Source organism: Chryseobacterium sp. AC405b, from assembly GCF_979258685.1.
Map to the genome: position 1 here is coordinate 2811075 of NZ_OZ409877.1, position 25541 is coordinate 2836615.

27 protein-coding genes and 1 pseudogene are annotated in these 25541 nt (G+C 34.3%); 14 read left to right on the forward strand and 14 right to left on the reverse strand.

All coding sequences use genetic code 11. The annotated features are described in order from the left end of the window. Positions 1-96: 96 nt before the first annotated feature. On the reverse strand, positions 97-1236 hold the full coding sequence (locus ACZZZA_RS13460; RefSeq protein ID WP_463432550.1) for an acyl-CoA dehydrogenase family protein: 1140 nt from the start codon (positions 1234-1236) through the stop codon (positions 97-99). A gap of 188 nt (positions 1237-1424) precedes the next feature. Here ACZZZA_RS13460 and ACZZZA_RS13465 point away from each other — a divergent pair, with 188 nt between their 5' ends. The 6 genes from ACZZZA_RS13465 to purF all read left to right on the forward strand — a co-directional run bounded on the left by ACZZZA_RS13465 (position 1425) and on the right by purF (position 7439). Beyond that, positions 1425-3287, forward strand: a complete 1863-nt coding sequence (locus tag ACZZZA_RS13465) for an endonuclease (RefSeq protein ID WP_463432552.1) — start codon at positions 1425-1427, stop codon at positions 3285-3287. Positions 3288-3396: 109 nt separating this feature from the next. Then, complete coding sequence (locus ACZZZA_RS13470) at positions 3397-4002, forward strand: SatD family protein (RefSeq protein WP_463432554.1); 606 nt, start codon at positions 3397-3399, stop codon at positions 4000-4002. A 1-nt stretch (position 4003) separates the two neighbouring features. Then, positions 4004-4699: a DUF3307 domain-containing protein gene (locus ACZZZA_RS13475; protein ID WP_463432556.1), complete on the forward strand. Its 696-nt coding sequence runs from the start codon at positions 4004-4006 to the stop codon at positions 4697-4699. A gap of 63 nt (positions 4700-4762) precedes the next feature. After that, entirely contained in the window at positions 4763-5485 is a 723-nt protein-coding gene (purC, locus tag ACZZZA_RS13480) for a phosphoribosylaminoimidazolesuccinocarboxamide synthase (protein WP_463432558.1), read from the forward strand. Between the two features lie 36 nt (positions 5486-5521). Beyond that, on the forward strand, positions 5522-5671 hold the full coding sequence (locus ACZZZA_RS13485) for a four helix bundle protein (RefSeq protein ID WP_463432560.1): 150 nt from the start codon (positions 5522-5524) through the stop codon (positions 5669-5671). A gap of 268 nt (positions 5672-5939) precedes the next feature. Further along, positions 5940-7439 (forward strand): amidophosphoribosyltransferase, encoded by a 1500-nt coding sequence (gene purF, locus ACZZZA_RS13490; RefSeq protein ID WP_463432562.1) that lies wholly within the window; start codon positions 5940-5942, stop codon positions 7437-7439. Positions 7440-7516: 77 nt separating this feature from the next. Here purF and ACZZZA_RS13495 read toward each other — a convergent pair. Together ACZZZA_RS13495 and aroB are read right to left on the reverse strand one after the other, a co-directional pair. Beyond that, positions 7517-8207: pseudogene (locus ACZZZA_RS13495) on the reverse strand (porin family protein). 230 nt (positions 8208-8437) lie between these two features. Then, on the reverse strand, positions 8438-9484 hold the full coding sequence (gene aroB, locus ACZZZA_RS13500) for a 3-dehydroquinate synthase (RefSeq protein ID WP_463432564.1): 1047 nt from the start codon (positions 9482-9484) through the stop codon (positions 8438-8440). A gap of 390 nt (positions 9485-9874) precedes the next feature. Between aroB and ACZZZA_RS13505 the strand changes: the two genes are divergently transcribed. Further along, a complete protein-coding gene (locus ACZZZA_RS13505; RefSeq protein WP_463433782.1) occupies positions 9875-10837 on the forward strand; it encodes a pseudouridine synthase in 963 nt (320 codons plus the stop codon). Between the two features lie 134 nt (positions 10838-10971). On the opposite strand, the gene pncA is transcribed toward ACZZZA_RS13505, so the two are convergent. Further along, on the reverse strand, positions 10972-11577 hold the full coding sequence (gene pncA, locus ACZZZA_RS13510; protein WP_463432566.1) for a bifunctional nicotinamidase/pyrazinamidase: 606 nt from the start codon (positions 11575-11577) through the stop codon (positions 10972-10974). 94 nt (positions 11578-11671) lie between these two features. Between pncA and ACZZZA_RS13515 the strand changes: the two genes are divergently transcribed. From ACZZZA_RS13515 to ACZZZA_RS13535, 5 genes are all read left to right on the forward strand, one after another. Further along, positions 11672-12883, forward strand: a complete 1212-nt coding sequence (locus ACZZZA_RS13515; RefSeq protein ID WP_463432568.1) for a DEAD/DEAH box helicase — start codon at positions 11672-11674, stop codon at positions 12881-12883. A gap of 166 nt (positions 12884-13049) precedes the next feature. Beyond that, positions 13050-13586, forward strand: coding sequence for a YfiT family bacillithiol transferase (locus ACZZZA_RS13520; protein ID WP_463432570.1), 537 nt, complete (start codon positions 13050-13052; stop codon positions 13584-13586). Continuing rightward, positions 13580-14041 carry a DUF1569 domain-containing protein gene (locus ACZZZA_RS13525; RefSeq protein ID WP_463432572.1) on the forward strand — a complete coding sequence of 154 codons (462 nt, stop codon included), beginning with the start codon at positions 13580-13582 and terminating at the stop codon, positions 14039-14041. Before ACZZZA_RS13520 ends, ACZZZA_RS13525 begins: the two co-directional genes overlap by 7 nt. Further along, on the forward strand, positions 14038-14421 hold the full coding sequence (ytxJ, locus tag ACZZZA_RS13530; RefSeq protein WP_463432574.1) for a bacillithiol system redox-active protein YtxJ: 384 nt from the start codon (positions 14038-14040) through the stop codon (positions 14419-14421). Before ACZZZA_RS13525 ends, ytxJ begins: the two co-directional genes overlap by 4 nt. Beyond that, positions 14418-15008: a Crp/Fnr family transcriptional regulator gene (locus ACZZZA_RS13535; RefSeq protein WP_463432576.1), complete on the forward strand. Its 591-nt coding sequence runs from the start codon at positions 14418-14420 to the stop codon at positions 15006-15008. Before ytxJ ends, ACZZZA_RS13535 begins: the two co-directional genes overlap by 4 nt. A gap of 12 nt (positions 15009-15020) precedes the next feature. Here ACZZZA_RS13535 and ACZZZA_RS13540 read toward each other — a convergent pair whose 3' ends face one another. Continuing rightward, complete coding sequence (locus ACZZZA_RS13540) at positions 15021-15371, reverse strand: hypothetical protein (protein ID WP_463432578.1); 351 nt, start codon at positions 15369-15371, stop codon at positions 15021-15023. Positions 15372-15392: 21 nt separating this feature from the next. Then, on the reverse strand, positions 15393-15899 hold the full coding sequence (locus ACZZZA_RS13545) for a pyridoxamine 5'-phosphate oxidase family protein (protein WP_463432580.1): 507 nt from the start codon (positions 15897-15899) through the stop codon (positions 15393-15395). Positions 15900-16255: 356 nt separating this feature from the next. Between ACZZZA_RS13545 and ACZZZA_RS13550 the strand changes: the two genes are divergently transcribed. Then, positions 16256-16870 (forward strand): Crp/Fnr family transcriptional regulator, encoded by a 615-nt coding sequence (locus tag ACZZZA_RS13550; protein WP_463432582.1) that lies wholly within the window; start codon positions 16256-16258, stop codon positions 16868-16870. A 316-nt stretch (positions 16871-17186) separates the two neighbouring features. After that, entirely contained in the window at positions 17187-17486 is a 300-nt protein-coding gene (locus tag ACZZZA_RS13555) for a helix-turn-helix transcriptional regulator (RefSeq protein WP_463432584.1), read from the forward strand. Positions 17487-17492: 6 nt separating this feature from the next. Here ACZZZA_RS13555 and pdeM read toward each other — a convergent pair whose 3' ends face one another. The 8 genes from pdeM to ACZZZA_RS13595 all read right to left on the reverse strand — a co-directional run bounded on the left by pdeM (position 17493) and on the right by ACZZZA_RS13595 (position 25501). Beyond that, the gene (gene pdeM, locus ACZZZA_RS13560; RefSeq protein WP_463432586.1) at positions 17493-18137 is read right to left on the reverse strand and encodes a ligase-associated DNA damage response endonuclease PdeM; all 645 of its coding nucleotides are present in this window, start codon (positions 18135-18137) and stop codon (positions 17493-17495) included. Positions 18138-18166: 29 nt separating this feature from the next. Further along, a complete protein-coding gene (locus ACZZZA_RS13565) occupies positions 18167-20623 on the reverse strand; it encodes a ligase-associated DNA damage response DEXH box helicase (protein ID WP_463432588.1) in 2457 nt (818 codons plus the stop codon). Between the two features lie 96 nt (positions 20624-20719). After that, positions 20720-22300, reverse strand: coding sequence for an ATP-dependent DNA ligase (locus ACZZZA_RS13570; RefSeq protein ID WP_463432590.1), 1581 nt, complete (start codon positions 22298-22300; stop codon positions 20720-20722). 346 nt (positions 22301-22646) lie between these two features. Next, entirely contained in the window at positions 22647-23675 is a 1029-nt protein-coding gene (locus ACZZZA_RS13575; protein WP_463432592.1) for a ligase-associated DNA damage response exonuclease, read from the reverse strand. Between the two features lie 47 nt (positions 23676-23722). Continuing rightward, positions 23723-24082: a rhodanese-like domain-containing protein gene (locus ACZZZA_RS13580; protein WP_463432594.1), complete on the reverse strand. Its 360-nt coding sequence runs from the start codon at positions 24080-24082 to the stop codon at positions 23723-23725. Next, positions 24079-24381, reverse strand: coding sequence for a DUF3817 domain-containing protein (locus ACZZZA_RS13585; RefSeq protein WP_463432596.1), 303 nt, complete (start codon positions 24379-24381; stop codon positions 24079-24081). The genes ACZZZA_RS13580 and ACZZZA_RS13585 overlap by 4 nt, the downstream gene beginning before the upstream one ends. Positions 24382-24383: 2 nt before the next feature. Then, on the reverse strand, positions 24384-24842 hold the full coding sequence (locus tag ACZZZA_RS13590) for a hypothetical protein (protein ID WP_463432598.1): 459 nt from the start codon (positions 24840-24842) through the stop codon (positions 24384-24386). A gap of 68 nt (positions 24843-24910) precedes the next feature. After that, complete coding sequence (locus ACZZZA_RS13595) at positions 24911-25501, reverse strand: TetR/AcrR family transcriptional regulator (protein ID WP_463432600.1); 591 nt, start codon at positions 25499-25501, stop codon at positions 24911-24913. Between the last annotated feature and the right edge of the window lie 40 nt (positions 25502-25541).

Genomic DNA, 25541 nt, shown 5'->3' on the forward strand with positions numbered 1-25541 from the left:
CAACACATTAAATAAATGATAAAACGTTCATTAATAAAACAAAAATAGCACTCACAAAAATGCAAGTGCTATCATATATTTGGATGTTAAAAAAAATTATTGAGTAATATCTCTTCCAATAACCAATCTCTGAATTTCAGAAGTTCCTTCTCCAATGGTACATAATTTTGAATCTCTGTAAAATTTCTCAGCAGGGAAGTCTTTTGTATAACCATAACCTCCAAAGATCTGTACTGCGTTGTTAGAAATTCTTACACAAGCTTCAGAAGCGTATAATTTTGCCATTGCACCTTCTTTGGTCATTTTTTGCTTGGCATTTTTCAATGTTGAAGCTCTTTGAATCAACAATTCTGCAGCATCAATTTCAGTTGCCATATCAGCTAACATAAAGTTGATCGCCTGGAAAGTAGCAATAGATTTTCCGAACTGGTGTCTTTCTTTAGCATATTTTAGAGCAGCTTTGTATGCACCTCTTGCAGTTCCTAAACTTAGAGCAGCAATAGAAATTCTACCACCATCTAATATTTTCATTGCCTGCTTGAAACCTTCACCTACTTCTCCTAAACGGTGAGAATCTGGTACACGAACATTATCAAAAATAAGCTCAGCAGTTTCTGAAGCACGCATTCCTAATTTATTTTCTTTTTTACCTGAAGTAAAACCAGCCATTCCTTTTTCAAGAACGAAAGCTGTAGAATTATTTTTAGCACCAATTTCTCCGGTTCTTGTCATTACCACAGCAATGTCTCCGGAAATTGCATGAGTAATAAAGTTTTTAGCTCCATTGATAACCCACTCATCACCATCTTTTACTGCAGTTGTAGACATTCCTCCAGAATCAGATCCTGTATTATGCTCTGTTAAACCCCAAGCTCCGATTACTTTTCCGGTTGCTAACTGAGGAAGCCACTTATTTCTCTGCTCTTCATTTCCGAATTCATAAATATGATTGGTACATAATGAATTGTGAGCTGCTACAGAAAGCCCGATTGAAGGATCAACCTGAGAAATCTCGTCCAAAATAGTCACATACTCATGATAACCCAAACCAGAACCACCATATTGCTCAGGAATAACAATTCCCATAAAACCCATATCACCTAATTGATGAAATAATTCTTTCGGAAAAGTCTGACTTTCGTCCCACTCCATAATATTGGGTCTGATATTTTTCTCAGCAAATTCTTTTGCTGTTTCAGCTATCATTTTGATGTTGTTGATCGTTTCTGTATTCATATTAGATAATAGTTAATGCCCAAAGATACTTAAATTGCGGAAATACTAAGAAAAATTAACATTTGCTTTATTTTTTTTTCTAATCTTTTATTTATCAGAATTTTACAATGCTAAACTTAATATATTATTAATAAAGTTATTCTCCTAAAATTACAAATAAATATTAATTTAGCAACCAATTTTAAAGTATGAAAAAACTCTTACTTCCTCTTTTACTGATTTCATCGTTTGCATTTTCTCAGATTCCTGTGGGATATTATAATGGAACGTCAGGACTTTCGGGTTATGCATTGAAATCTAAAGTACATGATATCATTGCTGAAAAAAATATCAATTGGAATTACGGTGATCTTACCAACTACTATAACCAGACAGATCTGGATAAATATTACGATCATGGTGCTTCAAACACTACGATTTTACTGGATATGTATTCTGAAATTCCTACAGGAGCGGATTCTTATGAATATACTTCAGCAAACATTATAGGCAGCGCTTCGGCAGAAGGACAGGGCTGGAACAGAGAACACATGATGCCGCAAAGTACATTTTACAGCAATTATCCGATGTACTCTGATTTGTTTTTCGTATTGCCTACTGATGCAAGAATCAATCAGTTGAGAAGTAACTATCCTTATGGAATCGTGGGTTCTACAATATTTCACACCTTCACAAATTCTTCAAAAATCGGGAATTGCGCAATTCCTGGGGTTACTTATACAGGACGTGTTTATGAACCCATCAATGAATTTAAAGGTGATGTAGCCAGAAGTATCCTTTATTTCGCAGTAAGATATGAAGGGAAACTGGGAACTTTTAATTTTAATAACAATATAAATCCTGCGTCTGACACGAATCCTTTAGACGGAACAGAGGAAAGAGGTTTTGATCCTGCTTATCTTACCATGCTTCTACAGTGGCACGCACAGGATCCTGTTTCTCAGAAAGAAATTGACAGGAACAATGCAGTTTATACCATTCAGAAAAACAGAAATCCTTTCGTTGATAATCCTTCCTGGGTTAATGCAATCTGGTCACAAATTTCTGATGCTGTTGGCCCGCAAACTCCGACAAACTTAACGGTGACTCAAAACAGTGCATATTTTGTGAACTTAAGCTGGTCTCCGAGTACAAGCACTGATGTCATAGGTTATAAAATTTATCAGAACGGAACTTTAGTTGCTTCCACAAAAGGAACTTCAATAAGTATTGATCATTTAACGCCATCAACTGCCTATCAGTTTACGGTTAAAGCTTATGATAACGGATATTTATTTTCTCCCGACAGTAATATAGTTACTACAACAACTTTAGCAAATGATATTTATGCAAAAGATTTATTTGTTTCAAAATATCTGGAAGGAACTGCAAATAATAAAGCCTTAGAAATTACCAATAAAACAGGACATCCGGTTAATTTGAGTGATTACAGACTGTCGATTCAGTTTTTCAGCGGATCAAATTATTATTTTGTAGATCCTTATGAATTGGAAGGAACAATTCAGAATAATGAAGTTTTTGCTGTTTTGAATCCTTCTGCCAATTTTTCATGTTACACAATCAATCAGGCAAAATTTGTAACGGCTGCTCCGCAAATGACTTTTACAGGAAGCAATTACATCGAATTGAGATATAAATTTGCAACTGTAGACGGAATCGGATTACCGGGACAATCAAATACTTCCACATTGTCAAACGTATCTTTATATAGAAAAGGTACAATCAACAATCCAACAACGATATTTAATATTTCAGAATGGGATTCTTATGCAAGCGATTATTGTCAGAATCTGGGAACACTTTCCACTTCGGATATTATTTTAGCCAATAAAGAATTTAAAATTTATCCAAATCCTGTCAATGAAAATATTTATGTAACCGGAAATACAGATCCAATTAAATCTGCAGAAATTTTAGATAGGTCCGGTAAACTAATTTATTCTGAGAAAAATCCTTTTAAAAACAAAAAAAATATATTTGTTCAGTATCTACAGACAGGAAATTATTTACTGAAATTAGATGACAAAATCTATCAATTTATAAAAAGATAATTTTGATATTCAATCAATATTGACATGAGCAGATTCATTAATAATTAATATCTATAAGTGGGTCTGCTTATAATTTTTACATATAAGTATTTATGCTTATATTTGCAGAATGATAGCGGTCATCACCGGTGATATTATTAATTCGCAACATGCAGACACTGAAGTTTGGATCACCAGACTAAAAAATCTTCTTGAAAAGTGGGGAAGTGCTCCACAAACATGGGAAATCTACAGAGGAGACGAATTTCAGTTCAAATGTAATATTGATGACGTTTTCTGGCGTTTTTTAGCCATCAAATCTCTTATCAGAAGTCAGGAAAATTTAGACGTAAGAATTGCAATTGGCATCGGAGAAGAAAATTTCTCATCGGAGAAAATCACAGAATCCAACGGTACAGCTTATGTGAATTCCGGGAGACTACTGAATGATCTTAAAAGTGATGGACATACTGTTTCTATCAAAACCTCAAACGATTCTTTAGATCGTGATCTCAACATTCTGCTTAAATGGTCTTCAAAAGATTTTGATAACTGGACGATGGCAACTGCCGAAATCATCCACGAAATGATCATGAATAACGACATAACTCAGGAAGATCTTGCCAAAAAATTTGCAATCTCACAGTCATCCATCAGCCAAAGACTGAAACGTGCCAACTACGAGCTTATTGTAGAAACCAACCAATACTTTAGAAAGAAAATCTCAGAACTGTAACATGATATTTACTCAACTCATATTGGCGCATCTACTCGGAGATTTTATTCTTCAGCCAAATTCTTGGGTTTCAGATAAAGAAAACAGAAAACTGAGGAGCAAATATTTGTACCTTCACATTCTGATTCACACCATTTTAAGTTTTATTTTTCTATGGAATCTTGAGTTGTGGTGGGTAGCCGTTTCTGTAGGAGTTTCACATTTTATCATTGATGCAGCAAAGCTTCAGTTTCAAAATATCAAAACAAAAAGAAGATGGTTTTTTATTGATCAGCTTTTGCATATTGCAGTGATTGCAGGCATTTCTTTTTATTTTAATGAATTTAATTTTGAGTTTTTAAAAGACCAGAACTTTTTAAAAATATTAATTGCAGTTTTATTTTTAACGGCTCCAGCGTCGATTATCATTAAAACTTTATTGTCCTCATGGACGCCGGTTGCAGAAGCTCAAAGTAAAATACAAACCGAATCTTTATCGAGTGCCGGAAAATATATCGGAATATTAGAACGCCTTTTAGTTTTTACTTTTATCATAGTCAATCACTGGGAAGGCGTAGGATTTATGGTTGCTGCAAAATCTGTTTTCAGATTCAGTGATCTAGCACAGGCAAAACAGAGAAAGCTGACAGAATATGTACTCATTGGCACATTGCTCAGCTTTGGAATAGCTGTTTTAACAGGAATTTTAATTAAATAATATAAATCTAATACAAAAACGGAAGCCGTAGATTCGCGATTTCCTTTTAAAAAAGTAAAAATTATGAGTCAAAAGAAAGAAATGTTGTATGAAGGTAAAGCAAAACAGGTATTTGCTACCGATAATCCTGATGAGGTAGTAGTACGTTTTAAGGACGATGCTACAGCATTTAATGCTCAAAAAAGAGGATCAGTTGATCTGAAAGGTGAGATGAATAACGCCATCACCACTTTGATTTTTGAATATTTAAATGAAAAAGGAATCAAAACTCATTTCATTAAGCAATTGGACGAAAGAGAGCAATTGGTAAAAAAAGTATCTATTATTCCTTTGGAAATGGTGGTAAGAAACTATTCTGCAGGAAGTATGGCACAAAGATTAGGAGTTGAAGAAGGAATCAAATCTCCGGTTACCATTTTTGATATCTGCTACAAAAAAGACGAATTAGGAGATCCGCTAATCAATGATCACCACGCAGTTTTCTTAGGAGCAGCGACTTACGAAGAATTGAAAGAAATGTATGCATTAACAGCAGATATCAACGAAATTCTGATCGATCTTTTTGATAAAATGAATATCATCCTGGTAGATTTCAAAATCGAATTGGGTAAAACTTCAACTGGTGAAATCATCCTAGCTGACGAAATTTCTCCTGATACTTGCAGACTTTGGGACAAAGACACGATGAAGAAACTGGATAAAGACAGATTCAGAAGAGATCTTGGCGAAGTGACAGAAGCTTACGTTGAGATCTACAACAGACTGAAAACTTTACTTAATAAGTAAGATTGAGAAGTTAGAAGTTAGATATTAGAGGTTAGTATGAAATCGCACAGAACAGAAGATCTTAAAGTTTGGAGTAAATCAATGGCTTTGGTTAAAGAAGTTTATATGGTTACTGCAGAATTAAAGAATAAAGAAAAATTTGGTTTGCTTTCTCAAATCAGAAGATGTGCAGTTTCAATACCTTAAAATATTGCAGAAGGAGCGAGAAGAAATAATAAAAATGAATTTTATCAATTTCTTGTAATTGTTTTTGGCTCACATATGAGCTACAAACTCAATTACAATTATTAATAGATTTAAATTTTATTTCTGAACTAAAATATTCCTTTAAAACAACTTTTAGCTGAGATACAGAAAATGATTTATTCATTGACAAGTTTAAAATTATAATTGAAGTTAACTTAGACTAATTTCTAACATCTAATATCTAACTTCTAATTTAGAAAAAATAAAAATGAAAAGTTTAGACATTCATAAAAGTGAATATTTAAAACAGTTTGAGACTCAAACCTACGGAAGAAATCTTTTCAGAACGAAGGAAGAAGAAAGACTGGATGCTCCCAATGAGGAGTGTGGTATCTTCGGAATGTATTCTGATAATGATCTTGATACGTTCTCACTTTCACAGTTCGGGCTTTTTGCTTTGCAGCACAGAGGTCAGGAAGCTTGTGGTATTTCTGTTCTTAAAGAAGGGAAAATCACCAACATGAAAGATGAAGGTTTGGTTTTGGATGTTTATAAAGAGATCAATGATCCTGAAACTTTTATGGGAAATTCTGCAATCGGGCACACTCGTTATACGACTGCAGGAGACAAAAAGAAATATAATTTTCAGCCATTTTTCGCCAAAAACGAATACGATCAGATTATTCTTTCTATCGCTCACAATGGTAATTTGACCAATGCGAGAGAACTAAAAAATGAATTGGAAGCTGAAGGTGTAGTTTTCAGAGCCACTTCAGATTCTGAAGTTATTTTAAGATTGATTCAAAAAAATCTTGATCTGGGGTTACGTGGTGCTATCAAAGCAACCATGGAAAAAATTGAAGGTGCATATTCTGTGGTCGGAATGACGAGAAATAAATTTTTCGCTTTCAGAGATTTCAACGGAATCAGACCTTTGGTTTTAGGAGCAGTAGATGAAAAAACATATGTTGTTGCTTCAGAATCTGTAGCATTAGACGCTGTTGGAGCACAATATGTACGTGATATTCTTCCGGGAGAAATCATTTATACCAATGAAAATGAGCCTGGAAAACTGAATTCTTACATGGTGAATGAAGAAAAAGGAAAACAAAGAATATGTTCGTTTGAATATATTTACTTTGCAAGACCCGATTCTACATTAGAAAATATTAATGTTTACGAAATCAGAGAAAAATCTGGGGAGAAAATCTGGGAACAGGCTCCTGTAGATGCAGATATCGTGATTGGTGTACCAGATTCCGGAGTTCCGGCTGCGATTGGTTTTTCTAAAGCTTCGGGAATACCTTTCCGTCCGGTTTTGATTAAAAACAGATACATCGGAAGAAGTTTCATTGTACCGACTCAGGAAATGAGAGAAAGGGTAGTGAACTTGAAACTCAACCCCATTATATCTGAAATTAAAGGTAAAAGAGTAGTAATTATCGACGATTCAATCGTTCGTGGAACGACTTCAAAAAGACTGGTTAAAATCTTGAAAGAAGCAGGAGTGAAGGAAATTCATTTCAGAAGTGTATCTCCACCAATTATTGCACCGTGTTATTTAGGAATTGACACACCATCAAAAGACGATTTGATCTCTGCCAATATGACCACTGAAGAATTGAGAGTTTATCTGGGAGTAGATTCTTTAGAATTTTTGAGTACAGATAATCTGAAAGCAATTTTAGGATCTTCAAATCATTGTTTCGGATGTTTTACAGAAGAATATCCTGTAGCGAAAGGAGAAGAAATAGAATTGTTTAATTAAAACAATAATTTAATATAAAAAGGTCAGACTTAAAATTAAGTCTGACCTTTTTTATTGAATAAGATTTATTTAAATTCTTAGAATTTGTAAGCTAAACCAACTTGGAAAGTATTGTTTCTTACAGCATCAGAACCGTTTGGTCTGTCTTTAACAACATCTGTTACACCAGCAACATATCTTGCAGTGATACCGATATTATCTGTGAAATAATAACCAGCACCTAAACCGATACCTAAGTTTACAGTATTCAGATTATCTTTGTTGATATCATCTGTATAACTAGCTGTACTTGTTGAAGTATTAGATCCACTTGTAACTGTAGTAGTTCTGTCACCTTTATTTTTAGCTGAAATCATAAATCCAAGTTCTGGACCTGTCTTCAACATAGAAATTTGGTACAAAGTTATATTGGAACATTACCGGTACAGTAATGTAATCAAAATTTGTTGAGTAAGATTCAACATTTCTAGTTGTTACACCAGCAACAGTAAATTCGTCTCTGCTTTCGATTTTAGCTCCATACTGGCTGTATAAAATCTCTGGTTGAATACTAAAAGATGCAGCAATTGGAATATTTGCAAAAACACCTGCGTTAAAACCGATTTTTGATTTTTGATCTTCAAGACCTGCATCTTCTGATAATGAAGATACGTTCATTCCTGCCTTAGCACCAAATCTAATGTCTGATGAAGATGTTTTTGTTGTCGTTGTCTGAGCGAATGCTAATGAACTTGCTGTAACAGCTAGTCCTAAAATTAACTTTTTCATAACTTTAAATTTTAATATTTATTATTTTTATTTCTAAATCTCTGTCAAAACTATTTTTCGAGTTTGACGAGTGGTATCTTTCAAATTGTTTGCCAAAACTACATTTTGCACCCTAAACCAGACATGATAGAAATCAGTAAAATAACAATAAAAAATTAAAACATTGATTTTCAGTAATTTAAAGAACAACAATAAACACTATGTATTAAATAGTATTTCTTTAAATTTCACTAAAATCCACTCCTTTTTTTATAAAAATTAATGGATGTCAGTATATTTTCTGTTGTACATTCATAGTCAAAAACGCAATGACCAATTTCAGAAAGTAACGAAAAATTGATTTTTGTATCTGTATTCTTTTTGTCATTAAGTAATACATTGAACAGATCATCATCTTTAAACTCATCCAAATTGATAAATGGAAAATATCTCTGAATGTTCTCAATAATTTTTTCAGAATCTTGTTCAGAAATTAAACTTTCAAGAAATGAAAGATAAGTTTCACAAATCATTCCTAAAGCTACAGCCTCACCATGAAGAATAGGATTTCCTTTCTCCAAGCATAAACTTTCTACCGCATGACCGATAGTATGACCGAAGTTCAGCGTTTTTCTTATATTTTTCTCGTGAAAATCTTTCTCTACAACTTCCTGTTTAATATCCATCGAAGTTTGAATATGTGGAAATAAACTTTCAGCATCTATTTTTTGAATGGTGACCAAATTATCCCAATGTATTTTGTCTGCAATCAATCCGTGTTTCAGCATTTCTGCAAAGCCACTTCGTAACTCTTTATAAGGAAGAGTTTCTAAAAATTGAGGAAAAACAAAAATCTGTTCCGGAAAACTGAAAGTTCCCACCATATTTTTATAATGCATTAAATCTATTCCTGTTTTTCCGCCAATGGATGCGTCACACATTGATAAAAGTGTCGTAGGAATATTAATGAACTTAATACCTCTCTTATAAGTAGAAGCCACGAAACCACCCATATCTGTAATAACACCACCACCAAGATTAATCATCAGTGCTTTCCGATCAGATTTCATTTCCGTTAAAATTTCCCACAAATGATTGGCTGTCTGAATGTTCTTCATTTCTTCACCCGCCTCAATTTCCAGAATTTCAAAGCTGATATCGGTTTCCAGATTGCCTAAAAGTTTAGGAAGACAATATTCATGAGTGTTTTCGTCTACGAGAATAAATATTTTCGTGAATGTATTTTCGGTAAGAAAATGGTTTAACTGAGAAAAATTATCGTCTAAAAAAGTAATCATTTTTTTAATTTTAATGACATTAATAAGCATACAATCGTACAAAGTTATGATTCTTAATTTCTAACTCGTAACTAAATTACTATCTTTGCAAAAATATTTAGAATGAGCAGAGACAATAATAATTCAGGAAGACCAAAAAAACCGAGATCTTCAACAAGAAATTCGGATAGTCCTCGCTCTCCTAAATCTGGAAATTCTTCAGATTCAAAATCTTTCAAAAAGCCATTTTCAAAAACGGGTGAGAAAAGTTTTGAATCAAAAGATAGAAATGAGAACGGCTCATCAAACTTTGAGAAAAAGCCCTTCAGCAGAAGTGACAGAGCGACAGACAGCTCTAGACCTTTTAAAAAACCTGATTCTAGGAGATCTGATACAAGCTATGAGAGTCGAATGGAAAAAAAATACTCAAAAACTGAAAAAGAACCATTTGTATCCAATAAAAGCGAAGAGAGAAAGTCTTTTGGCCAAACCAACTTCAAGAGAGGTGGTGAAGGAAGAAGCAGCTCAGATGTAAGAGGAAAATACGAAAGAGGAAGCTTAAAATACGGAAGAAAACCTGGCAGTGAAAATGACAGAGATGACGACAGAGCAAGATCTTTTGTACAGAAAAGAAGATTTAAGAAGGTTGAAAAGGACGTTCACAAAGATACAATCCGTCTTAACAAATATATCGCAAACTCGGGAATCTGCAGCAGAAGAGAAGCTGATGAGTTGATTACTCAAGGTTTGGTAGAAGTGAATGGAAAGGTAGTGAATGAAATGGGATACCAAGTCGAAAAAACTGATAAAGTGGTTTTTGACGGACAAAATATCACACCTGAAAAACCGGTTTATGTACTTCTTAACAAGCCAAAAGGTTATATTTCTACAACAAAAGATGACAAGGCAAGAAAAACAGTGATGGACCTTGTTGCTAACGCATCTCCCTATAGAGTTTTCCCGGTTGGAAGACTGGATCGTTCTACCACAGGAGTTATTCTTTTAACCAATGACGGACACATGACCAAGAAACTTACGCATCCATCTTTTGATGCTAAAAAAATCTATCATGTGACTTTGGATAAAAAACTGACCAATGAAGATATGAAGCTTATTGTGGAAGGTATTCGTTTGGAAGAAGGAATTGCAATGGTAGATCAAATTTCATTCATCGAAGGCAAGCCCAGAAATGAAATCGGAATGGAAATTCATATTGGCTGGAACCGTGTGATCAGAAGAATTTTCCAAAGATTAGGATACGAAGTGGAAGCTTTAGACAGAGTAATGTTTGCAGGATTAACCAAGAAAAACATCAAAAGAGGGCACTGGAGAATCCTTACGGATTTGGAAGTGAATACTCTGAAAATGCTTTAAAACCGATGAGTTTTGAATGATGAATTATAAGTTTAATTCATTCATGAAATCTAAAAATAAAAAGTCGCAGAATTGATTTCTGCGTCTTTTTGTGTTTTATAGTTTTAAAGTGAACAGACTCTTAACTTCATGAATTATCCTAAAACCGTCACCCCTTTCTGAATCATTTCAAAAATAGCATCTTTTCCATTATCCGGTTTTACGTTGACAGCTTTTGTTCCGTTAAAGTGCAGACAGGTTACATAACCATTGGCAACGGCATCCGTAGCTGTGAATTTCACACAGTAATCCATCGCTAAACCAACAATTTCTACCAACTGAATATCATGATACTTTAAGAAATCATCCAAACCGGTTTTCATAAAATGATTGTTATCCTGAAAACCACTGTAAGCATCTATCTCAGTATTTTTCCCTTTCTGTATGATATGAGTTACCTTTTCTCTGTTTAAATCTTTATGAAATTCTGCTCCGAAAGTTCCTTCCACACAATGATCCGGCCACATAAACTGCGGAACTCCGTTTAAAATAATGCTTTCACCAACCTTTTTCCCGTTGTTGCTGGCAAAACTTTTATGATTTGCAGGATGCCAGTCTTGAGTAAGTACAATTTGATCATATTCATTCTCTTCCATCAGAAGATTGATATAAGGAATTATTTCATTTGCTTCAGGTACAGCCAGAGCCCCACCTTCACAGAAATCATTTTGTACGTCAACTATTATTAATGCTTTTTTCATATTTAGCTATTTAGTTTTCTAAATTTAAACTATTCCACTCAAATAATTGTCCAAGTTCAGAATATCGGACAAAACGGCATTCGTCATCATAAAAATGAGTGAAAAACAATTTGATGACTATAACCCAATGGCAATAGCTTATCTTTGCATTAAATCAATATTTATGTCATTTGAATCTTTAGGATTATCCCACAATATCATTCATTCTGTTAACAAACTCGGCTATTTAAAGCCATTTCCCATTCAGGAGCAGGCGATTCCTGTTATTTTAAAAGGAAAAGATCTGATAGGAATTGCACAAACCGGTTCAGGAAAAACAGCTTCCTTTGTAATGCCGATTTTAGAAAAATTGCAGAATGCAGAAGTAAAAAAAGATCGGAATATTCAGGTTTTGATATTGGTTCCTACACGAGAATTAGCCATTCAGATTGATGAAGTTTTCAGAGCTTTTACAGAAAATCTAAAGCGTGAGATACGTACAATGGCAGTTTACGGCGGTGTTTCTATCAATCCACAAATGAAAGGAATGTTTGGAGTAGAAGTTCTTATTGCAACGCCTGGTCGTTTATTAGATTTGATTGATCACAATGCATTGAGTATTTCAGGAATTCAGCATTTGGTGATTGATGAAGCAGACAAAATGTTTCAGCTTGGTTTTGGTGAAGAGATGAATAAGCTTTTCGGGATGATGCCTGTTATGAAACAGACCACTTTATTTTCTGCAACTCTTGATGACAAAGTTTCTGAAATGAGACAGCGTTTATCAATGAATCCTGTATTGATTGAAATTAAAAAAGACGAGGTTGAAATCGAAAATATCGAGCAAGTCGCTTACCACGTTTCTCCTGAAAACAAAGGTCCTTTTTTGCGTTATTTAATTAAGGAAAAAAAAGTTGAAAAAGCTTTAATATTTGTTTCATCTACTAAATCAGCAGATAATCTGGTCGAAAAGCTGAAGAAAAACAAAATAAAAGCTGTTGCTATTCACAGTCAGAAATCACAGGGTGCCCGTAGAAATAATCTTGAAGAATTTAAAGTAAACGGAGCTCAGATTTTGGTGGCAACCGACTTAATTGGTCGTGGTATTCACATTGAATCTTTGCCTTGTGTGATTAATTACGAATTGCCACGTTCGCCTTTAGATTACATCCACCGTATCGGCAGAACAGGTAGAGCAGGGGAAAAAGGAATCGCAATCAATATTCTGACGGATGATGAATTGCAGCATTTCAGAGTGATTCAAAAGAAAATGGGTAAAAAAATCACCTTACAAAGAACAGAAGATATTGATTTACATGGTTATTAATAGTTTAACTTAAATAGAGCTGGAGCTTTTTTGCTCCTAAATTCTATGAGTAATATCTCTAAAAATTATACTTTTTACTCTATTAAATTCTTGAATTTTTGATAAATTTACAACAAACAAAACTGCAAGAATCATTGATAATTGCTGATTTAAATTAAATTTAAAAATGAATAATTTAGATATAAAGAAATTTCCAATCGGTGATTTTCAGCAAGGCGATACCAGTTGTGACATAGAACTGGAAAATCACATCAAAGTCATCAAAAATTTTCCTGAAAAATTAAAAAAACTTATTGAAGATTTTTCCGACGAACAACTGGACACACCATATCGAGAAGGCGGATGGACAGTAAGACAACTTGTCAATCATTTAGCAGACAGTCATGCAAACAGTTTTATCCGTTTTAAACTGGCTTTAACTGAAGATAATCCTATCATAAAACCGTATGAGGAAGCCAAATGGGCCGAACTACAGGACAGCATGAATATCCCGGTAAAACCAGCAATGAGAATGTTGAAAGGTATTCATCAAAGATGGTATGTTTTATTGAAAACATTGACCAATAGACAGTTTGAAAGAACTTTCCGTCATCCCGAAAAAGATCATGATTACAATTTAAGATATTATTTAGCACTTTATGCATGGCATTGCAACCACCACTATGCCCATATAGAAAATTTAAGGACAGAAAAAGGGTGGTAAAAAAAAGCCTGCACAATAGAAAAGATTTTGACGAAATTATAGAAAGAATTTCTCAGCTTTCAGAAAATTCTCAAAAAAAATGGGGGAGTATGAGCGCAGCGCAGATGCTGACGCATTGCGAGCTTATTTTAAAAATTCCTTTAAAAAAAATAGATATTCCCAAACCTAATTTTGTTATCCGGGCAATCGGAATTTTAACGAAAAAAGAAATTCAGATTTTCAATAACGGAATTCCTCCAAATATGCCGACTTTTCAAAAACTAATCGTTAATTTTGAATGTGAATTTGTGGTAGCAAAAAATAGCCTTCTGAAAATACTTCATGAATATAGTAAGGCTTACGAAAGTCACACTTTACCAGACGATCACGTACTATTCGGTAAGATGAAAGAAAAAGATTGGGGATTTTTGGAATATAAACATCTCAATCATCATTTAAAACAATTTAATGTATGAGCTTTTTAAATAAAATATTTGGCGGAAAACAGGAAGAGAATCAATCCAAATCTTTTTGGAATTTAATTGAATCTGAAAAAGATTTAGAAGAAGCAATAAAAAAATCTCATTCAGGAAAAATTGCAATTTTCAAACATTCTACAAGCTGTTTTATCAGTAAAACTGTTTTGAGAAACTTTGAAAAAGAAATTGAGGAAGCCGAAGAACATGGAGCAACTCTCTATTTTTTAGATCTTTTGGCTCACAGAAATATTTCAAATAAAATCGCTGAAGATTTTGGTATCAGACATGAAAGTCCACAATTGATTGTCATAGAAAACGGTAACGAAATCAACAACGAATCTCATCAGGATATCACTTTAAGCCAGATTGTCTCATGAGTAATATGACTACCTACTTAGCAAAAGTGCTTGAAGTGCCTGCGGAAAGGCTAAGTCTTTGCAGCATTCATTACGAAATCAAAAAATTTTCTAAAGGAGATCTTTTGTTACAGTACGGAGAAGTCTGCCGCAATACTTTTTTTGTAGAAAAAGGACTTTTAAGAATGTATTCGATTGATAAGAACGGCAAAGAACACATTATACAGTTTGCTCCGGAAAATTGGTTAATTGGTGACCGAAGCAGTCTTTACTTTAGTGAAAAATCAAATTACTATATTGAGGCAGTAGAAGATTCTGAAGTTTCGATTTTACCTCGTGATTTTTTTAATAAACTTCTGGAAGAATTTCCGAACAGCATCGAAAAAAATGATCTCGTACTTCAGAAACACGTAAAGAGTTTGCAGGACAGAATCAATTCTTTACTGGGAGAAACTGCTGAAGAAAGATACTTAAAATTCATCAAAATGTATCCTGATTTATTGCTCAGAGTTCCACAATGGATGGTGGCGTCTTACCTGGGAATTACTCCTGAAAGCCTGAGCAGAGTGAGAAAAGAACTGGCAAGAAAAAATTTTATGCCAGATTGATCATCACGTCAGTCATTCAGGATTAAGAATATTCACGAGTCTGTTCAGGTATTCCTGTTCTCGCATTACTTTTTCAAAAGACTTTTTTGCAGCTAATGGGCAGAGTCTTACGCTTTCATTTTGATGAGAATAGATATCATTTTCTACAAAACCATCAAAGTTCAATGCATATTCCTGTATAAAGTTGTTAATAGTATTCTTCTTTATCTCACACAGCGTACTGCTTTGAATTTTTTGCAAAGAGGTGAGAATAAAAGATTTATCACCAGTAAAATTGATGATATTGGTAATAAACTTTAAGTTTTCGTGTGGCATGCTGCCCAATTCCTGGTGAACAGCATGCGGTTGATCTTCAAAAATCATGGTTTATATTACTTTTTGACTTTAAACAGTTGCATTACCTTCCACACCATCAGAATTATCCGTCTTATTTCCGGTAACTGCTGCTGCAACAAAACTTAGCATACTCACCAGTTTTCCTGCTTTTGTATCCCAATAATAGCTTTCTTTTGGCTCAACTCTTATGATGGATACATTAGGATCATCTTTACCATCGAACCAGGCATTTGCCATTGCAGACCATTTTTCTTCGATTGTAGATTTATCTTTATAAATGGTAGCTTCACCATAGATTGAGAGATATTCAGAATTACTGTTGTTCATAAAGAATAGCTGAACTCTGCGGTCGTCTTTGATTTCAAAATTTTTGTTGCTTGCATCACTGCTTATGAACCAAAGATTTCCGGCTTCATCAGTTTCCTGTAGTGACATTGGTCTTGAAGTAATGGGTAAGGTTTCTAGATCAGTTGCGAACATACAAATTCTGGCTTTTTCTGAAAGCTCCTTAATTTTCTTGATAGCATCTGAATGCATAAGATTTTCTGTCGACATAATTAATATTTTAAGTGTTGGTTTAAATAAAAAAGAGAAAGTTGTAATTTCTCTGCGTTACAGAATTTGATCCTGTAAAGATTCAGCTTCAAAAATCTAACCAAATTATTCAAAAAAATCAAAATAATTACAATTATCTCAAAATAAGGTTTAAAACCAATATAATTTATCTGAAAAATCTTGCTTTATGATTCTAATCATAATCAATAATGTCTTAAATTTGATGAAATCAAAATCAGTTTAACTTTTTTTACTGATAGAACACAAATACGAAAAGGATATTATCAATGCATATCAATATAGAAATTTGGCATACATTTGTCTAGAAATACAACAAAAAAACTATTCTTAAAACAATGAAAACAATCAGCTGCACAAAGTTGGATGAAGACCTGTTAAAATCTTTTGGAGGCGAAATAAAATTTTACGAGGAAGGAGAGAAAATTTTTAATCAGGGAGATATTCCGATGAATTATTTCCAGATTGTGGAAGGTAAAGTGAAAGAAAATAATCAGGATGATGAAGGGAGAGAATTTATTCACAATATTTTAGGTGAAGGTCAGAGTTTCGGTGATTCTATGCTGTTCATCGATAAAAAATATCCGATAAATGCAGAAGCAATTACCGGATGTAAAGTAATTAAAGTTTCAAAACCAAATTTTTTGCATCTTATAGAAAAGCATCCCGAAGTTTCTGTTCAGATAAATTCTTGCATGTCTCAACGGATGTATTATCAATCTATTATGATGCAGAATTTAGCAGCAAATGATCCTGTGATAAGACTGACGGGACTATTGGAATATTTGAAAAGTTTTCACAGTGATGATATTCCTCTTTCTTTTCAGATACAATTAACACGACAACAAATTGCAAATCTTACAGGATTGCGTGTAGAAACAGTCATCAGAACTATCAAAAGAATGGAAAAAGATAGTTTTTTAAAAATAGACAAAAGGAAAATTTTCTTTTAGATCATAAAAAAAAATATAATTTATAAAGTTGAAATCATGCAGTTAGAAAACAAATCGGTACTGATCACAGGAGCAGGTTTTACATCCAAACGGAGAAATCATTGTGAATGGATAAATAATTCTAAATAAAACACCTTCTAAACATTCATGGTTTCTGTGATTTCGATCATAAAAAAATGGCATAAAATTCTAATATATTTGATTATTAATTTGATATAGCTCAGATAATTCTCATTTAAAAAAACTGAATCATTCAGTCAGAAAGAAATATTTAGTGTAATGATTATCAGATTAATGAAAATTTAATGTAATTATTATGAAGAATTTAGCAGAAGATGAAATTTTAAGATTAGCAAAAGAAAACTCTCCCCGTCTTTTAAGTAAATTTAAAGTTTTATATCCTGATTTTTTTGATAAACTAGCTTTGATACAGCCCAATCTTCAAAATTCGGAATTGAGTTTCTGCATTTATCTGAAACTTAACCTAAGTACAAAAGAAATTGCAAAGTACACGTATGTTACTCCTAAAGCAATTCAAAACAGAAAAAACAGAATCAGAAAAAAATTAAATATCGAATCATCTGTAGATATTTACAAATGGTTTGATGAACTTTAATATTATCTAAATTTCATAAATTTCAGAATCAGTAAAAACAAAATACATTCCTTTTTTAGGGATGTTTTTTGTATCTAATCCTGTAAATTCACTGAAGGCAGGCAATAATAATTGATTGGAAGTCTGAGCAAAACAAGGCAACTTAATCTTTTTCACCGGAGAATTAATCACAAATCCAGGATGAATATGTCCCGTAATCTGAAACTTCGGGTTTGAACGGTCGAAATCGTGAACAAAGGCAATGTCATCAATTTCCAGAGATTTACTTCTTACATCCAGACACAATTTCTTTTCCAGAGTTTTTGAAATTCTGTCGTGATTTCCTTCCACCAGACAAAATTTGATGTGTGAGTATTGATTTTTCCAGGTGCAAAATTCATCCACTTCAGAATTGTTTCCGGCATGAAGCAAATCGCCAACGATGATAAATTGTTCCGGCTGAAAAAATTCAATCAGTAAAGATAATCGGTCGAGATCATTTTTCATCATATGATTCGCCAAAGCAATTCCGTTCTTCCGAAAGTGAGCTGTTTTACCGATGTGAAGATCTGAAAAAATCAATGCTTTTTCTTTTTCCCAGTAGAGAGCACGTTGATTGGTAATTGTAAAAGTTTCGTTTAAGATGGATATATTTTTTGTCGCTATGTTCATAAATAAGTCGTCGGAAAAGGTTAAGTTTTTTACTCATCCTTAATGTTTCTTCCGGATTGTTTAATTAATTTTTGAATTCTCGCATCCAGATTTTCGCTGGTCAAAGTCTGTCGCAAACTATCCACTTTAATCGGAAAACTTAAAGGCGTAAATTTATTGGAATATTTTAGAATTATTTTAGATTTTTCAATTCTTTTAAAAGCTTCTACCAGACGTTGTTCCTGCAGCTGCATATTGAAAACCTCTGTGTAAGCCTGTCTCACAAGGAAATGATTCGGATCGTAATCTTCCAACACTTTGAAAATTAATCCGGCAGAACTTTGCAACGCTTTATTAGAACGCTGTTGCCCTGGAAAATTCTGTACGACCATTCCGGAAATTACGGCAATGTCTCTGAATTTTCGTCTTGCCATTTCCGCCGAGTTGATACTCGAAATTACATCGACCATCAGATTTTCTCTTGTTAAAATTTTCTCCAAATTATCTTCATTCAGCAGAATTTCTTTGTCGCTAAATAACTCAAAACCATAATCGTTCATCGCCATAGAAAAGGAAATCGGAGCCAGTTTTGAAATTCGGTAAGCAATCAGTGCAGCCATCACTTCGTGTACCAAACGCCCTTCAAAAGGATACATAAACAAATGATAGCCTTCACGGTTTTTAATCAATTCAACCAGAAACTCATCTTCTTTTGGAATGTGGGAACGTTCTTCTTGCCTGGATAAAAGTGGATGCAGAAATTTCAGTTCTTTCTCAGAAGCTTTTGGATTTAATGCGCCAGATAATTTTTCTCTTAAAAAACGCCCGAGATTTGAACTCAAAGGCAATCTTCCGCCCAGATAACTCGGAGCCTGCGCTTTTCCTTTGGAAGCACGCACAAAAACAGTCATATCTTTGATCATTGCAACCTCCAGCACCCTCCCGGCCAGAATAAATTTTTCTTCTTTTTTCAATCTTGAAATGAAATATTCTTCCACCATTCCGATGTAGCCGCCGGAAATAAATTTTACTTTCAGCATCGCATCGCTTACAATCGCGCCCATATTCATTCTATGGAGCATTGCTATTTTTCTGGAAGTTACTTTGTGCAAGCCGTCTTCCATCACGACAACCTTATGATATTCTTCGTAGTTTTTCAATGCGCTTCCGCCAATGGTGAGAAAATCAATCATTCCTTTCCATTCTTCATCTCTGATCTCCTGAAAAGTGTACACTTTTTTAATTCTTTCATACACTTCATCAGGAATAAAACCATCACCGACCGCCAAAGTCATCAGAAACTGAACCAAAACATCAAAGCATAAAACCAGCGGTTCACGAGGTTCAATCACTTTTTGTTTTACGGCTTCCTTCAGCGCAGCAACTTCAATTAATTCTAATGAATGGGTAGGAACACAGAAGATTTTTGAGGTTTCAAAAGGGGAGTGACCGCTTCGTCCGGCACGCTGCAGAAATCTTGCAACGCCTTTCGCAGAACCAATTTGAATTACCGTATCGACAGGTTTAAAGTCGATTCCCAAATCTAAAGACGATGTAGAAACTACGGCTTTTAGTTTTCCGTTGCTTAAATTTTCTTCTATCCAAATTCTCAAATGCGCATCAATCGAACTGTGATGGATGGCGATTTGTCCTGCAAAATCAGGATAAGCATTGAGCAAAAGCTGATACCACATTTCGCTTTGACTTCTAGTATTTGTAAAAACAATTGTCGATTTTGATTCCAGAATAATCGGCACTACTTTATCTGCTAATTTTTGTCCAAGATGTCCTGCCCAAGGTAAAAGTTCAACTTCATCCGGAAAAACCGATAATATTTCTATTTTTTTCTGCTCTTTAGCGGTAATTTTTGTTTTTTTAATATCGAAAGGAATCAGAACATGCATTGCTTCTTCCAAGTTTCCGATGGTTGCCGTAATTCCCCAAATCTTTATTTTTGGAACATAATGAACGAGTTGCGAAATGCCTAATTCGAGCATCACACCACGTTTTGAACCTAACAATTCGTGCCATTCGTCCACTGCAACACAATGCATATTGGTAAAGAACCGCTGATTACTTTTCTGTGCTAAAAGCAAATGTAAACTTTCAGGAGTAACGACTAAAATTTCAGGCATATTTTTGACCTGTTGCTGACGGACTTTCGGGTCTGTGTCACCATTTCTCACACCCACCGTCCAATCCAAACCAATCTCGTCAATCGCTTCCTGCATTGCTTTTGCGATATCTTTTGAAAGTGAACGGAGTGGTGTAATCCAGATCATTTTCAGACCTTTTTTATACTTGTCGGGATACGTAAGGAAATCTGAAATTAAAGCTAAAAATACCGAGAATGTTTTCCCGAAACCTGTCGGAGCAATGACCATACCGCTGTAGCCACTGCCAAATTTTTTCCAGGTATCTAACTGGAATTTGAATGGGGAATTGCCTTTTTCCATCATCCAGTTTTGAATGATTTTAAAGCCTTCGGTATTTTCGTAGTTGCTCAAATTGTTTCTTATTAAAAAAGTCTTCGACTCCGCTCAGACTGACATCTCTCAAAACAATTAGTATTTAGGATTGTCACGCTGAGCGGAGTCGAAGCGTTACTGTATCAGTTTCTTAATCTCTTCAATATCATCAATATCATTCACGGTTTTGTCTCTTCGCCATCTTAGAATTCTCGGGAAACGCAGTGCAACACCGCTTTTGTGGCGATTGCTGAAACCAATTCCTTCAAATGCAATTTCGAAAACCAACTCAGCTTTCACGGTACGAACCGGCCCAAATTTCTCGATCGCATTTTTATTGACAAACTTGCTGACTTCCATAATTTCTTTGTCGGTCAATCCGGAATACGCTTTGGCAATCGTAACCAGTTTATCACCACTTTTCACGGCAAAACTGTAATCGGTGTAATAGGCGCTTCGTCTTCCGCTTCCTTTTTGGGCATAGATTAAAACGGCATCAATCGTCAACGGACTGATTTTCCATTTCCACCAATCGCCCTTTTTTCTTCCGGAATGATAATGAGAATTTTTCTGTTTCAGCATCAGGCCTTCACTGTTGATTTCTCTTGAATTTTCTCTGATTAAATCTAATTTATTCCAGTCATCGAATTCAATTGCCTGAGAAATTTTAATATTTTCCGGAGCTTCATTCAGCAGTAACTCTTCCAGCATTGCTCTTCTGGCTGAAATGGGTTTTTCTCTTAAATCAGTTCCTTCCAATTCTAAAATATCATACGCAAAAACTTCAATCGGAATTTCACCCAACATTTTTTTGGTTAAAGTTTTACGGTTGAGACGTTTTTGCAATTCATTAAAATTTAAAACATCTCCATCTTTTACAGCTAATATTTCTCCGTCGATAACAAAATTCCCTTTCATATTTTGAACGGTTTCGGCAATTTCAGGAAACTGTTCGGTAACCAATTCTTCACCACGGGACCAAATAAAAACTTCATCATTTCGTCTGATGATTTGTCCACGGATTCCGTCCCATTTATATTCGATCAGCCATTCTTCAGGCTTGCCCAAATCCTCCAAATCTTTTTCCAAAGGGTAAGCCAGGCAAAAAGGGTAGGGTTTTGAATTGTCCGGGTTGATATTTTCTGCTGAAATAAGTTCATTAAAAGAAACTTCATCCGGCTGCCATTTTCCCATCAGACTGTGCATCAATGTACTTGCTTCCTGTCCGGAAAATTTGGTTAAAGAATTAATCAGTGTCTTTGATGAAACACCAATTCTGAAGCTTCCGCCTAATAATTTATTGAAAATCAAACGTTCTGTATAATCCAAACCATTCCAGGAATTGAGAACGAATTCTTTTTTCTCAGCTTCAGTTTTGGCTTTAAGTCCGATGATTTCCGTCATCCATTCTGACAATGTTTTTTCGATTTTTTCTGTTGGTGGAGGGAGAATCAAAGAAATCGTTTCCCCTAAATCTCCTACAGAAGAATAGCTTTCCTGAAACAACCAAAACGGCAATTGAATAATTTCCAATGCCCATTCTTTCATATAGTTGGTGTTGACATTTCGCTTAGGTCTTTTTCCCGTAAACAGGGCAATAAACCACAGTTTATCATCATCCGGCGCACGTTCAAGATAATCGACGATGGCATCTATTTTAGCATTCGTTTTATTGGTGCTTTCCAAAGCGTTGATGAGTTCTGCAAAATGTCTCATTTATTTAATTTTCAATTATATTGGCTGTTTTTTCGCCTACAGTTTTCAATTTTTGCCAGACGTTTCAGATTTAAATGGCTTTTAGTTTGCTAAAAATTCCGCTCAAAAGTAATTCGATGAATGAAAATAAGTGCCGCTCCTACGGAGCTCAAAGATATTATTACCTCATTGTTACAAACATTTCGCTCCTATGGAGCCCCAAACATATTATTACCTTATTGCTACAAATATTTCGCTCCTACGGAGCTCAAACTTATTGTTAACGTATTCCTACAAACATTTTGCTCCTACGGAACTCTCCAATCTAAAAGCTTTCAAAAACCTCGAAGATTTAATTTAGTAATCACTATTCCTCTTTTTTATCTGATATAACTTCCTTTTCAATGACTTCATCGTCATCATCTCCGTACAACGTTTCCACAACATCAGATTTAATACCAATTTCATTTAAATATTTTGAAAAAACTTCGGTTTGCCCGTGTGTGACGTGAACTATTTCTGCTTCGGTCGCTTTTATGGCTTGTAAAAGACCTTTCCAGTCGGCGTGGTCGCTCATGGGAAAACCTGCATCCATACTTCGCCATCTTCTTGCACCACGTACCTGCATCCAACCGGAACAAATCGCAGTTGCCGCATCCGGAATTTTTTTAATTACATTACTGTCTACCAAAGCAGGGGGAACAATAACGATATCGCCCGCAACGTGTTTGATGTTTTCTCTAAAATCCGGAACTTCATAATCTGGAAGGATGATACCTACTTCTTCAAAGGCTTTATTTAATTTTCCAATAGAGTAGTGAACGTGGATTTTTCCCATTCCTTCAACTGCCTTCATAATTCGTTGTGCTTTGCCCAAAGAATAGCCGATGAAAACGGAAGTTTTTTGATTTTCCTGATTTCTTAAAACCCAATTCTGAAGTCTTTTATTTAAATCCGGAACTTCGAGCCAATTGTAAATAGGAAGTCCAAAAGTACTTTCTGTAACAAATTCATTACATTTCACCAATTCAAATGGGGTACTCAAACCGTCATCCCGTACTTTATAATCACCGGAAACAACACTCACATAGCCTTTATATTCTAAACGAATTTGAGCCGAGCCAATGATATGTCCGGCGGGATGCATTGATAGTTTAACACCGTTAATATCTAAAACTTCGCCATATTGCAAAGTCTGACATTCGATATCCGGAGAAATTCTTTGATGTAAAATGGGTTTTGTAAAATGATGACAAAGATATTTTTTCATTCCCCAACGGGCGTGATCGGCGTGACCGTGCGTGATAACCGCAAAATCAACAGGTCGCCACGGGTCAATATAAAATTTCCCCTGCGGACAGTAAATACCTTTGTTTGTGAATGTGATGAGTTTCAAGAGTGCGATGATTAGTGTGTTTCTGAATATTCAAAAACCTAACCAAATTACTTTAAATCCAGACTTTTCTGCAAATCGCTCCAAGCACCGCCGTTGTAAACTCTTTTAAAGCCTTTTTCCTTTAAAATATGCTCAACCTTTACACTTCTCAAACCGTGGGAACAAACTGTAATGTAAGTTTTGTCAGGATCAAGTTCAATATATCTTTCACGAATTGTTCCTAAAGAAATATTCTGTGAACCAGCGATATGTCCGGTTTCAAATTCTTTTTCGGTTCTTACATCTAAAATTATTGCTCCGTTTTTAATCAATTTTCCTAAACCATCGTCTAAACTTTGATATTTATAAACTCTGTACACAATGTAAATCAACAAGATTACTCCGCAGAAAATCAAAATATTCTTCATAATTTGTTTAGTATTTTTTTATCAATATAAAATGTTCCGAACGGAATGATGCATGCCAAAAGTACTTTCCAGGTTGTTTCTTTGAATTTCCAGTTTTGTTCGACACCCACACTTAAGGTCATCAATAAAAACAGCAGAAATAACGAGCCGTGAATTGGCCCCAATATTTTTACAAAAGCAGGGTTATCAAATCCATATTTTAAAGGAACTGCGATGAATATTAATGTTAATAATGAAATTCCTTCGAGTATCCCAATGATTCTTAAGCGTCCGATTTTAGTTTTAAATAAATTAATCATAATTATCTGAAATAAGGTCTGTTAGCAAGAGGTGAAAATGGCCACGGAATGGCGATGAAAATAATCAGCAGAGCAATCGAAAAGTAAATCAGCATTGTTTTAAACTTCTCCTGATCCTCTGTTTTTCTTTTGGAAATTGCTGAACCAATTGTTATTAAAATAATTGAAATCAACATCAGAAAAATGTGAATCAACCCAAAAAAAAGTAAATCAAACGACTCTTTAGCATCATCAAAATTCTTCCAAAAGTATTTGATAATAGGACTTTGAGAATATAATGTAATTCCTAAAACCAATTGAATATGAGCAATTGTCGCCGTCCAGTGTCTTAAGGAATTATCTGTTTTTGAAAAAACTTTATTCGAAAAAGATCCTTTGTAAGCTCTGAAAATTGAGTACAATAAACTCAATAAAACCAACCATCGAAAAGTAGAATGCAGAAAAGTAAGCGTCTGATACATTGTTAAAAAATTCTATGAAGCAAAGATAAATCAAAAACATACTAATTAGTATGTTTTTAGTCAAAAAATTATTTTAATGCATCAAAATAATTCTTAAGTCCTTTTAAATAAATAAGATAAACTGATTTTGAATTCTCTAGTTTTCCTAAATTACGGACTCCCCAATAACCTGACATTAAGAAAACGGCGACTTCTTTGGCATTGACATCAACTTTAATTTTACCATTGAGTTTTCCTTTTTCTACAGCATCCATCATTGCCTTTTCCCATTCGAGAGAAAGTCTGTTTAAAACTTTTGTAAATTCACTATTCCATGGAGCCATTTCCTGAGTAAAATTGGAGGCAGGACAACCATATTCAACTTTTAAATCTTCATTTTCCATTAATAAATAATGGATGATCTTAAAAATGGTATCCAAAGGATTTTGATCACTTTGAAAAGGCTCAATAAAAGTACTTTTGAAACTCGGAATCATCAATTCATTGAGAATCGCCAAACCCATTTCGTCTTTCGTTTTGAAATGATAATAAAATGCACCTTTTGTCACCTGAGTGGTCGCAATGATTTCATCTACACTCGTTGTCTGATAACCATGACTGTAGATTAGTTCAAATGCTTTCTTAAGGATATTCTGACGGGTAAGTTCAGATTTTTTCATAAAATACTAATTGGTTTGTTTTCACAAAGGAACAAATTTT